The organism is Amphritea atlantica, assembly GCF_018860855.1.
GTDB lineage: Bacteria > Pseudomonadota > Gammaproteobacteria > Pseudomonadales > Balneatricaceae > Amphritea > Amphritea atlantica_A.
Map to the genome: position 1 here is coordinate 221,694 of NZ_JAHKQE010000014.1, position 11,272 is coordinate 232,965.

Sequence of the window (11,272 nt, forward strand, 5' to 3'; positions counted from 1 at the left end):
GTTTAGCTCTCAATGCTGGACCCGTACCGATGTCTGAAAAACATATTCCAACACCAGCGACTATCGCCCGTTTTTTCTGCGGCGCCGATATCCATGCGAGCTTAGCGCTATATTCCGTGTTGCGTTCTCTTTTTTTCGCGAGGCTTGTAGCCGTTATTAACGCGATGACTGCACAGCTTATTCAAGCGATTAGAGACATTCAGCCATTAGCTCGTTGCGTCACAATGGAGCAGATAATCGTTGCATTGCTCAACGATGAACACCTTGGAAATGTATCAGTGACGCTTGGTCTGTGCCGACTCAACCCATTAAATCTCTGCTCATTTAACCTCTGCCTCTGGCAGCAACGATTTCCGTCATTCGGCGGTTTCTGCCATCAATCGACCATCGGTTGGCAGAGGGCAGCATATCAGGTTCATCATTATTGATAACGGGCTTTTTCAGCCGGAATTTTATAAAAAGAAACTCAAAAACAGGTGATACGATGTCAGACAATCAGACGGTTTTAAGTCGCAGTGCTCAGGTTGATGAAGCCTCAGTACAGCCATTCCCAAATTCACGCAAGGTCTATATTGAAGGCTCTCGTCCCGATGTGCAGGTGCCAATGCGAGAGATTCGCTTGGATGATACGCCAACCGATATGGGCGGTGAAAAGAATGATCCGCTTTATGTTTACGATACATCGGGCCCTTATTCAGACCCTAATGCGAGTATTGATGTGCGTAAAGGTCTAGCGCCGTTGCGAGCAGAGTGGATTGCAGAACGTAATAACACCGAACAGCTCGATGGTTTGAGTTCGGAGTATGGTCGTGCCCGTGAGCAAGATCTGCGTCTGGATAACCTGCGTTTTGAATTAACCCGTAAGCCGTTAAAAGCCAAACCGGGCGAAAACGTGACTCAGTTACACTATGCCCGCCAAGGGATTATTACGCCGGAGATGGAGTTCATAGCCATCCGTGAAAACATGAAGTTGGCGAAATCCCGTGCTGAAGGTAATGTTGTGGCGCAGCAGCACCCCGGACATAGCTTCGGTGCGAAGCTTCCTGATGAGATCACTCCTGAGTTTGTGCGTCAAGAAGTCGCTGAAGGCCGGGCGATTATTCCCGCCAACATTAACCACCCCGAAGTAGAGCCGATGATTATTGGCCGTAATTTCTTGGTGAAAATTAATGGCAACATCGGCAATTCGGCACTGAGCTCTTCCATTGAAGAGGAAGTAGAGAAGATGACTTGGGGTATCCGTTGGGGGTCGGACACCATTATGGATCTGTCTACCGGTAAGAATATCCATGAAACCCGTGAATGGATTTTGCGTAACTCCCCTGTGCCTATTGGTACCGTACCGATTTATCAAGCACTTGAGAAAGTCAGTGGTGTGGCTGAAGATCTTAACTGGGAAGTGTTCCGCGATACGCTGATTGAGCAGGCGGAACAGGGCGTGGATTACTTTACCATTCATGCCGGCGTCTTGCTGCGCTATGTCCCGATGACGGCTAAGCGGATGACCGGTATCGTTTCCCGTGGTGGCTCTATCATGGCCAAATGGTGTTTGGCGCACCACGAAGAGAACTTCCTCTACACTCACTTCGAAGATATCTGTGAGATCTGTAAAGCCTACGATGTATCGTTCTCGTTAGGGGATGGACTGCGTCCAGGTTCGGTCTATGATGCTAACGATGAAGCCCAGTTCTCGGAGCTTGAAACCCTTGGTGAGCTGACCAAAATTGCTTGGAAGCACGATGTGCAGGTGATGATTGAAGGCCCAGGACATGTACCGATGCATATGATCAAAGAGAACATGGATAAGCAGTTAACCGAGTGTCATGAAGCGCCATTCTATACCTTAGGACCACTGACCACCGATATTGCCCCAGGCTATGATCATATTACCTCAGGCATTGGTGCGGCGATGATCGGTTGGTATGGCTGTGCCATGCTTTGCTATGTCACACCGAAAGAGCACTTAGGGTTGCCGAATAAAGATGATGTTAAAACAGGCATCATCACCTATAAGATCGCCGCTCATGCTGCCGATCTGGCTAAGGGGCATCCAGGCGCACAGATTCGTGATAATGCGATGTCCAAAGCACGCTTTGAGTTCCGCTGGGAAGATCAGTTTAATATTGGCCTAGACCCTGATACAGCCCGAGCCTATCACGATGAAACCTTGCCGAAGGAATCCGCTAAGGTGGCGCATTTTTGCTCGATGTGTGGGCCTAAGTTCTGTTCGATGAAAATCTCTCAGGAAGTTCGTGATCTGGATGCAAGCCAAATCGCATCGATACAGGCAGCAGCCGATAAAGGGATGCAGGAAAAATCTCAGGAGTTTAAAGAGACCGGCGCTGAGATCTATCACAAGGTGTAATGACGGTTCTGTTTAACTCGGTCAGTTATGAGAATAGAAAAAGCCGCTGATATTAGCGGCTTTTGTGTATCTGTTGTAATAGCTGATCAAACACATAGAGATGATTGTCGAGAGTGTTTTCTCGTTCCTCTGCCAGCAGCCCTCCCTGTTGATTCAGGGCGCCTACCATCATGAGATTGTCGATCATATTAAAGGCTTCGATGGTAAAACCATCGGCATCGGTTTCTATACCCTCGACTCTGTCACTGTACAGTCGTCCATCTAACGAATAACCCCAGACCGGTTTGTTGAGGGCGGTAATATAGCCCATCTCAAATGCCGTACCGACATCCATACTAGGGCCTCTGAACGGTGTCATATTGGCGATGACCAGATCGCAGCGATCCATTAACGCTATATTGGCGTGATAGATTGCCAGCCCAGCCTGATAAGGGGATAACGAAGATAGGTCGAGGGTGTTATCCAACGGGAAGAGTCCTTCAAAGCCGTATTGCTGGCAACACTGTTTTTTGGCGGCACCCAGTTCGACGGCATTGGGCCAAAACACATCCGGACCGGCTAGATAGATGGTCGGCATATTACTCCTCCAGCAAGGGATGACCTTTAGGGAGTTGGCGACTTATCCACAGGGCGAGTTTGTGTTTCATATTTGGCTCGCTCTCATCGCCTTTGGCTAATGGTTGAATCAACTTATCCAGCACCAACAGTCGGTAAATGGCGGTAATTTTATTGCTGGCGCTATCGGTGGCTTCGATGTTTCCAGCGCCACGTTTCTCCATGTAGACAGCACCAATACGAATCGCTTCTTTAACCAGTTCAGCTTCATGCTTTAATTTTTTCATTGCTCTCTCCAGCAGCACTTATAAGGAATTGGCTGCCACTATCGCATAGCGAGCAGACAAGGGTAAATATATAAACAGTATTTTATTGTGGGCTAGGACTGTCGCGCTAGTTTGTCTTATTTTTGTTTGGCAGAGCATGACGAGGATATTCGCCATTTGACCGTCTCGGTTAACATTGATGCTTGCTCGTGGGATCGGGAGATATCGAAGCATGGTTTAGAAATCGGTATACTGTGGCGATCATTTCTAACCATCACGGCATCTCTATGAAATACAGTATTATTCCGGTGACTCAATTCCAGCAGAACTGCACCCTGTTATGGTGTGATGAGAGTAAAAAAGCGGCGGTGGTCGATCCCGGTGGAGATATCGATAAGGTAGTCGCTAAGTTAGATGAACTGGGTCTCGTGTTGGAAAAAATACTCCTAACCCATGCCCATATCGATCATGCTGGCGGTACCGCTGAACTGGTAAAGCGCACCGGAGTGCCTATCGAAGGGCCGCATAAAGGGGATCAGTTTTGGATTGATGGTTTAGCTCAACAAAGCCAGATGTTTGGTTTTCCTCAAGTGGAAACCTTTACGCCCGATCGCTGGCTTGAGGATGGTGATAAAGTCACCGTCGGTAATGAAACCCTTGAGGTGTTACATTGCCCAGGCCATACTCCTGGCCATGTCGTGTTTTATAGCCCAGAAAGTCAGTTAGCACAGGTGGGCGATGTGTTGTTTCAGGGCTCGATCGGGCGCACGGATTTTCCTCAGGGTGATCATGCAACACTGATCCATTCGATTAAAGATAAGCTGTTCCCACTAGGTGATGACGTGGCTTTTATTCCTGGGCATGGGCCGATGTCGACCCTAGGCCATGAGCGTAAAACCAACCCCTTTGTCAGTGATCATCGTGGTTAATAGGTTTTGTCAGTGGTGGATACGCCGCCACTGACAATAAAGGTGGTAACTTTTCCGGCGCTAACATCCAATGGCACGACTAAATCCCGGGGCACAATAATCAAATTGCCGGAAAAATTGTATGAGTCCGGTAGATAGACAGAAACATCTTCATTTAAGCCAAAGCTACTCATATCTTCACAGGTAATAAAGCCCATCACCTTGATCGTTTTGTCTTGGTTTAAATAGACCATCACGGGTTTATCAAAACTTTTTTGATCGCCTAACAACGCCTGAAATAGATCTTTTAGTGAGTTATACAGGAGCTTAACGACCGGAATGCGCTCCATTAATGCACCGACGGTGTCCATCAGGAAGCGGGTCAGATAGAGCGAGCCGGCTATGCCTGTCAGAATAATAATGGCGATCGTTAGGAGAATTCCGAGTAAAGTTTCGATGACGCCCGCTTGTAGACCTGGAATAAAATAACCGATCAGTGACCCCGCCGCTGAGAACAGCGTCTCATCGAGGGCGGTGAAGATCAGAAATACCAGATAGATGGTCAGTACAAAGGGCAGCAGAATTAACAAGCCTTGAAAGAAAAATCGTAACGCCGTTTTCATAAAAGTGATTCCTTTTGTACATCACTGTCGCTTATTGGTAACTGAATCAAGATTGAACCTCAAAAAAGGTTATCTCCAGATTGTAAATTAGACTACTCAGCCACGCCGGTGGACCGTTGATACTCTAATGATTGCATCTCTGTTAGTCGACTGAGTGTACGGGCAAACTCAAACATCAAACTACCTTCCCCATAAAGTTGCTCCAGTGGTACCTCCAGACTGAGAAATAGATTGATATTGCGGTCGTAGAGTTCATCAACAAGACTGATAAAACGCCGAGCTGGGTCATCCATGCTGCCCAGCAATACTTGGCGATCGCCAGCTTTAACCGCTTCGATGCCATCCTCCGTGCCGCGGGCTTTAATCTGTTCATGGCTATGGCTACCCAAGGGTGGGATCTGACTGATAAAAACATGTTTGAATCGGTTAGCCAGATCGATGTAGTCCATCTGGCTGCGTGGGCCCATGCAGATATGTTCAAAATCAAACCAGATACACTCCGCACTCACACCTCTAACCGGTATGGGGCGCTGTAAAACGATTACTTCATCGGGGCAGGGCGTAACCTGGCTGATATGGGTATAGAGTTTATTTAACTGTTGGTCACTGTCGGGGGATTGATGCTGATCGCCAGAATAAAAAACACAGGGGGCTGGCGTCAGCGTGCGTAACCGATGATCGGTGTCACCCGCGAGATTAAAGATCTGCATCTGCTGATTGATCATCGCGGTGATGGGTTTGACTCGATCCTCAAAGAGAGGGTCTTTGCAGAGATTATCCGGCGGTCTGTTTGAAGTGGTGATTAGAATTACGCCGTGTTTGAGTAGCCCTTTAATGAGCTTGCCCAGAATCATGGCATCGGCAATATCATTAAGGAAAAACTCATCAAAGCAGATCAACCGGTATTGTCTAGCGAGCTTTTTAGCGATTAGCTCAAGTGGGTCGGCTTTGCCCTGTAATTCGCGCAACTGCTGGTGGATCTGTGCCATAAAACGATGGAAATGATAGCGTAGGCTGGTGGCTTCAGCGATATGGGCAAACAGCAGATCCATCAAGAAGGTTTTGCCCCGTCCGACAGGCCCCCATATATAAATCCCTTGTGGCTGGCCTTTTTTGCCGCCACCGAGTTGTAGGGATTGATAGATTTGGTTAAGTGCTTCCGCCAACAGCTGCTGTTGTGGATCCTGTTGATAACCTTGTTGGGTAAGGGCATGTTGGTAAATATCGATAAAGTCTGTTTGCATCACTGAAGTTCCGTTATTAACCCTCGTATGATAATGGTTTTCCCAAGGGTATAGATAGGTTAATCTTCCCGCGTCTAACGCGAGGAGGCCTTATGAGAAACAATTTTCACCCACTGGTGATCGGTTCAATGCCTGATGAGCAGCAGCGTATCAGCGAAGTGCTTGCCGAGGGGGTTGAGCAACCTCAGGTATTGTTCTGGCAGTATGATCAAGCGGCCGTGATTATGGGGTGTTCGCAACGGCCAGATGAGGGGCAGGTACATCGTGCTGAATCCGTAGGCTTGCCACTGATTCGGCGTCGTTCAGGCGGTGGTGCGGTGTTCGCCGGCCCTTGGATGTTAAGTGTGACGGTATTTATTCCGCCGGAACATCCATTGGCAGAACAGAATATTATTGAGATCTTCTCTTGGTTGGAACAGATTTGGATCGATACTCTCACAACGTGTAGTGTCCCTTGCAAAGGGGTTGATCAGGCAATGATCGACCAATCGAAAATTATCAGCCAAGAGCAGGATCTCAAATGGGCCTGTTATGCATCGCTCTCTCATGGTGAAATTGTCAGTAACGATGGACGAAAGCTGGTGGGATTGGCGCAAATTCGTAAGCGTAAAGGGATAGCATTAGTGAGTGGTTTACACCTGTACCCTTGCGACTGGGGCCGACTCAGTGCAATTGTTGTGGATGATTCGCAGCAGGGCGTAGCGCTAGAACAGTTAAACAGTGACGCACAAAGTTTATCAGGTATTCCGGTAGAGCAGTTACTACCTGATATTATTAGTACCTTTTTTGATAGGATGCCCGATGATTTTTGCCAGAAAGCCGTTTAAACAGCTTTCTGGTGCGGGTTTATCGATACAGTAAAATGCCCCACGAAGGGCTTATTTGTGCAGCAGTTGAGCTAGTTCAACCAACTCAGGGTTAAGTGGTTTCTTCTTCTCCATAATATCCAACAGAGGTATCGCGGTAATCTTACTATTTTTTATCCCTACCATGATGTCGTTGACACCGGCTAGCAGGTAAGTCACCGCAGAAACACCGAGGCAGGATGCCAGTACTCGGTCATGACCTGTTGGCTGCCCGCCTCTTTGTATATGGCCGAGTATACAAACACCGGCCGTCTGCCCATCGATTTCTAGTTGTCGGGCCAAACGGTAGGTTAGGCCGGGCCGCGGGCCTTCCGCGACAACGATAATACCGCTACTGCCGCGGCCTTCAGCTCGCTGGTTGGCGAGTGAGAAACTCAGGGTCTCAAGTGTAAAGTCGACCTCTGGCACGATAATCATTTCTGCACCGCAGGCAACGCCCACCTGTGAGGCGATATGGCCGGAGTTTCGTCCCATGACCTCGACGAGAAAAATCCGCTCATGGGAAACGGCGGTATCACGAATTTTATCAATCGCTTCAAGCGCGGTATTCAGTGCCGTATCAAAGCCGATCGTGTCGTCAGTCCCATAAATATCGTTATCGATCGTACCGGGTAAGCCGATAACAGGGATGCCGGTTTCATGGGTTAAAAGGTGTGCTCCGGTCAGAGAACCATCGCCGCCAATCACAACGAGACCGCCGATACCGTGTTCTTTAAGAATTTCAGCCGCTTGATGGCGCACCACGGGATCTTTAAACGCTTCGCAGCGGTCACTTTTCAAGATGGTACCGCCGCGCTGTACGATATTGGTGACATTACGGCTTTTTAATTCGAAGATATCACCGATAATTAGACCGCTATAGCCTCTGTTAATACCGTACACCCGAACCCCCTGATTGATGGCTGCTCGGGTAACACTTCGAATCGCTGGATTCATACCCGGAGAGTCACCACCACTGGTCATGACGGCGATAGCATTAATGTCGGTGTTTTTTTTCAACTGTGGCAGGTGATACATAGTGATATTCCGCAGGGAGTGTTCTGCCTAATATTAGGCAGAACCCGAGATTAGACAACCGCTTTTAATCAATTTTTTGTTAAATGATGGCAACCCAGCAGCATCACTGCTAAACAATAGACTGATATTAATAGCGACCGAAGCCCTATGAGCCAACCAAATGCTGAATGGATTGCCTGTCTTATACGAGATGGATTTAGCGACTATCGAGAAAAGTTTGAGACAATTACCCGTCAAGCTAAGTCTTGTTTTGAGGCGGCCGATTGGCAGGCAATACAGCGTTTATCGGCGCAACGGATCGATCTTTATAAGGTTATGGTTGATCGGGTAAGTCAGCAGATCCGTGCTAGGGTTGAGGTGTTGAGTTCTTCATGGTGGATATCAGTTAAGGCCTGCTATCGTGAGCTAATGGCTGGGTATCAGGATGCTGAACTGGGTGAAACATTCTATAACTCCGTTTATTGCCGTTTACACAATCACCGCGAAATTAGCGATCAACATATGTTTCTTTGTTCACATAGTCGAGCTTGTGAAGCTTTAGATATTGATCATGTCTGTCGCACCTATCATCTAACTGAAGGGTTGGTCGTTTGCCTTAGTCAGTTGATGGATGATTATCGCTTTGAAATCCCTTGGGAGAATAAACGTCGCGATATGAGAAATTTATTGCGCTATATCCGCCGTTATCTGTCTGACAATATTGCTGTGGATAATACGGTGATCCAAGTAGTCCGTAGCGTTTTTTACCGTAATAAAGGTGCTTATATTGTTGGTCGTGTTCGTGGTGATAACCATTCACTGCCCTTTATCCTGCCGGTATTAAATAATGAGTCAGGAGAGGTCTATATCGATACGGTATTAACCGATGAAAATGACGTATCTATTATTTTTAGTTTCACCCGAGCCTACTTTTTGGTGGCGGTAGATGTACCGGCGGCTTTTATCCATTTTTTACATTCACTCATACCGATGAAATCGATTGCAGAGCTTTATAGTGCGATTGGGTTTTATAAGCAGGGAAAGGCTGAATTTTATCGTGATTACATTCAGCATCTGGAAAATTCAAAGGATCAGTTTGAAATAGCACCGGGAACTAAAGGAATGGTGATGACGGTGTTTACCCTGCCGTCCTATCCTGTGGTGTTTAAGGTCATCAAAGACAGCTTCTCAAGTTCAAAACAGATAACACGGCATGGCGTGATAGCTAAATATCAATTGGTGAAACGGCATGACCGGGCAGGGCGAATGGCTGATACGCAGGAGTTTATCAATTTAACACTACCGCTAAAGCGTTTTTCTGATGATTTGTTGGCAGAACTATTAAATGTTGCGACGTCCTCTATAGAGGTGGTGGGTGATCAGGTTGTTATCAAGCATATGTGGACCGAACGACGGATGATTCCACTGAATATCTACCTTGATGAAATGTTGCGGCAGGATAATGAGCAGGCAGTTTACTTGGCCATCAATGAATTTGGACAATGTATAAAGGAGTTGGCGGCCGCGAATATTTTTGCGGGTGATATGTTATTTAAAAATTTTGGTGTGACTCGCCATGGACGGGTCGTTTTTTATGATTATGATGAAATTCTGTACCTGACGGAGTGTCACTTTCGTTATATTCCTGAACCGCTATACCCCGAGCAAGAGATGGCCGCTGAACCATGGTATTCCGTGTCCACAAATGATGTTTTTCCTGAAGAGTTTAGTCTGCTAACCGCTTGTGATAAGCGCATACGAAAGGTATTTAATGAACTACATGGGGATCTACTCGATCCTGGCTGGTGGATCAATATACAAGCAGAGGTGAGTAGGGGAGCAATTATCGACCTCTATCCTTATCGTAAGGCTTGTCGATTTAGTCGGTAAACCGTTATATAAAGAGATTTAATCGACGGTGGGTATGACCTGTTATGCAGTAATATTATAAATAAAAAATACTGTTATAATCAGTAAAAATTCTAGGTTCTGATAATAATTCAAAGGAGTGGAATATGGCTTTTCGCAACACAATAACCTCATTGGTTATCGCTTTTGGGGTTAGTGTGGCATCAATGGGTGCCATTGCAGCAGAACCTATAAAAGAGGTGGTTACTGTTGGCACTGGTGGCGTCACCGGTGTTTACTATCCTACGGGTGGTGCAATCTGTCGTTTAGTCAACAAAACGAGGGCTGAGCATGGTATTCGTTGTTCAACCGAGAGTACTGCGGGTTCAGTTGCCAATCTTGAAATGGTTGCAGATAAAGAGCTTAACTTTGGTATCACCCAGTCGGATTGGTTTTACCATGCATACAATGGCACGAGTAAGTTTGCTAAATATGGCGCGAATAAAAACTTAAGGGTCGTTTTTTCAATCCACTCAGAGCCTTTTACTGTACTGGCGCGTGCGGGTAGCGGAATTAAAAAGTTAAATGATCTCAAAGGTAAGAAAATTAACCTAGGGGTCGAAGGGTCGGGTCAACGAGGCACGATGCAGGCGTTAATGAAGGCTAAAGGGTGGAAGAAAAGTGACTTTGCCTTAGCTGCGGAATTGAAAGCATCAGAACAGGCGGGTGCTCTATGCGCGGGTGATATCGATGTCATGATCTATCTTACCGGTCACCCAAGTGCTGCGATTAAAGAAGCAACGACGAGTTGTGATAGTGTTTTAGTTGATATCAGTGGTCCAGAGGTTGATAAGTTAGTTGAAGATAATGAGTATTACAAACTAGCGAATATTCCCGGTGGTTTGTATCGTGGCAACGATCAGTTAACTAAGAGCTTTGGGGTCGAAAGTGTTTTGGTTGCATCAACTGACACATCAGACGAAGTGGTTTATCAGTTAGTTAAATCAGTATTTGATAATTTTGATGTCTTCCGAAAGTTACATCCCGCATTTGCTTCTCTGAAAAAGGAAGAGATGGTGTCCGTAATCGGCTCAGAACCATTACATCCAGGTGCAGTAAGATACTTTAAAGAAGTAGGTCTGCTTTAATCTGAAGATTAAACATACTAAGTTGTCGCTAGATAGCTAGAGTTGTTCTTCAAGATAGAAACCCTAAAAACCGCCGTAAGGCGGTTTTTAGGGTTTTGTAGGCTCCGTCTAGGGGCGATGGGTTTGAAGCTCTATTGTCTCGAATGCGTCACATGCTCTTGATCGTTAAGCCGCGTCTACTAACAGTCACGTAGCAAACTGTTGTTAAACGTTTAATTTTTCTTCAAATTGACACTTTTCCCTTCTTCTCCTGTTGACTCTATATCTGTCCAGTGTAGAATGCCTCTCCTCGCTTGAGACAGCCACCGGAAACGGTCGCTGAAACAGGTTGAGCTGTTCGATTAACCCATTGAAAGCACGGCGTTTAACGCAGGCTTTTAACAGCGAAAAATTGAACAGGAAGTCGCCGACTTCATTTGAGAATTTGCTAAAAATTCTTAAATAAAATGGTTG

Annotated in this window: 12 protein-coding genes; 6 read left to right on the forward strand and 6 right to left on the reverse strand. The window is 46.5% G+C overall.

Features of this window, described 5'->3' with window-relative positions:
* The first annotated feature begins 29 nt into the window (after positions 1 to 29).
* Positions 30 to 428, forward strand: coding sequence for a hypothetical protein (locus KO512_RS06810; RefSeq protein WP_215951575.1), 399 nt, complete (start codon positions 30 to 32; stop codon positions 426 to 428).
* A 56-nt stretch (positions 429 to 484) separates the two neighbouring features.
* On the forward strand, positions 485 to 2,365 hold the full coding sequence (gene thiC, locus KO512_RS06815) for a phosphomethylpyrimidine synthase ThiC (protein WP_215951576.1): 1,881 nt from the start codon (positions 485 to 487) through the stop codon (positions 2,363 to 2,365).
* Between the two features lie 52 nt (positions 2,366 to 2,417).
* Here the strand turns inward: thiC and KO512_RS06820 are convergent, their stop codons facing one another.
* Both KO512_RS06820 and KO512_RS06825 read right to left on the reverse strand, forming a co-directional pair.
* Complete coding sequence (locus KO512_RS06820; protein WP_215951577.1) at positions 2,418 to 2,942, reverse strand: nucleoside 2-deoxyribosyltransferase; 525 nt, start codon at positions 2,940 to 2,942, stop codon at positions 2,418 to 2,420.
* Position 2,943: 1 nt separating this feature from the next.
* Positions 2,944 to 3,207 carry a DUF5062 family protein gene (locus KO512_RS06825; protein ID WP_215951578.1) on the reverse strand — a complete coding sequence of 88 codons (264 nt, stop codon included), beginning with the start codon at positions 3,205 to 3,207 and terminating at the stop codon, positions 2,944 to 2,946.
* Between the two features lie 266 nt (positions 3,208 to 3,473).
* Between KO512_RS06825 and KO512_RS06830 the strand changes: the two genes are divergently transcribed.
* Complete coding sequence (locus KO512_RS06830) at positions 3,474 to 4,115, forward strand: MBL fold metallo-hydrolase (RefSeq protein ID WP_215951579.1); 642 nt, start codon at positions 3,474 to 3,476, stop codon at positions 4,113 to 4,115.
* On the opposite strand, the gene KO512_RS06835 is transcribed toward KO512_RS06830, so the two are convergent.
* Complete coding sequence (locus KO512_RS06835) at positions 4,112 to 4,717, reverse strand: DUF502 domain-containing protein (RefSeq protein ID WP_215951580.1); 606 nt, start codon at positions 4,715 to 4,717, stop codon at positions 4,112 to 4,114. The genes KO512_RS06830 and KO512_RS06835 overlap by 4 nt on opposite strands.
* Before the next feature lie 92 nt (positions 4,718 to 4,809).
* Complete coding sequence (gene zapE / locus KO512_RS06840; protein ID WP_215951581.1) at positions 4,810 to 5,961, reverse strand: cell division protein ZapE; 1,152 nt, start codon at positions 5,959 to 5,961, stop codon at positions 4,810 to 4,812.
* A gap of 92 nt (positions 5,962 to 6,053) precedes the next feature.
* On the opposite strand from zapE, the gene KO512_RS06845 reads away from it, so the two are divergent.
* A complete protein-coding gene (locus tag KO512_RS06845; protein WP_215951582.1) occupies positions 6,054 to 6,788 on the forward strand; it encodes a lipoyl protein ligase domain-containing protein in 735 nt (244 codons plus the stop codon).
* A gap of 51 nt (positions 6,789 to 6,839) precedes the next feature.
* Here the strand turns inward: KO512_RS06845 and pfkA are convergent, their stop codons facing one another.
* On the reverse strand, positions 6,840 to 7,844 hold the full coding sequence (pfkA, locus tag KO512_RS06850; protein ID WP_215951583.1) for a 6-phosphofructokinase: 1,005 nt from the start codon (positions 7,842 to 7,844) through the stop codon (positions 6,840 to 6,842).
* Positions 7,845 to 7,991: 147 nt separating this feature from the next.
* On the opposite strand from pfkA, the gene aceK reads away from it, so the two are divergent.
* Both aceK and KO512_RS06860 read left to right on the forward strand, forming a co-directional pair.
* Positions 7,992 to 9,713 (forward strand): bifunctional isocitrate dehydrogenase kinase/phosphatase, encoded by a 1,722-nt coding sequence (gene aceK / locus KO512_RS06855; protein ID WP_215951584.1) that lies wholly within the window; start codon positions 7,992 to 7,994, stop codon positions 9,711 to 9,713.
* 125 nt (positions 9,714 to 9,838) lie between these two features.
* Positions 9,839 to 10,819 (forward strand): TAXI family TRAP transporter solute-binding subunit, encoded by a 981-nt coding sequence (locus KO512_RS06860; protein WP_215951585.1) that lies wholly within the window; start codon positions 9,839 to 9,841, stop codon positions 10,817 to 10,819.
* A gap of 204 nt (positions 10,820 to 11,023) precedes the next feature.
* On the opposite strand, the gene KO512_RS06865 is transcribed toward KO512_RS06860, so the two are convergent.
* A partial coding sequence (locus KO512_RS06865) for a hypothetical protein (protein WP_215951586.1) occupies positions 11,024 to 11,272 on the reverse strand: 249 nt, incomplete at its 5' end.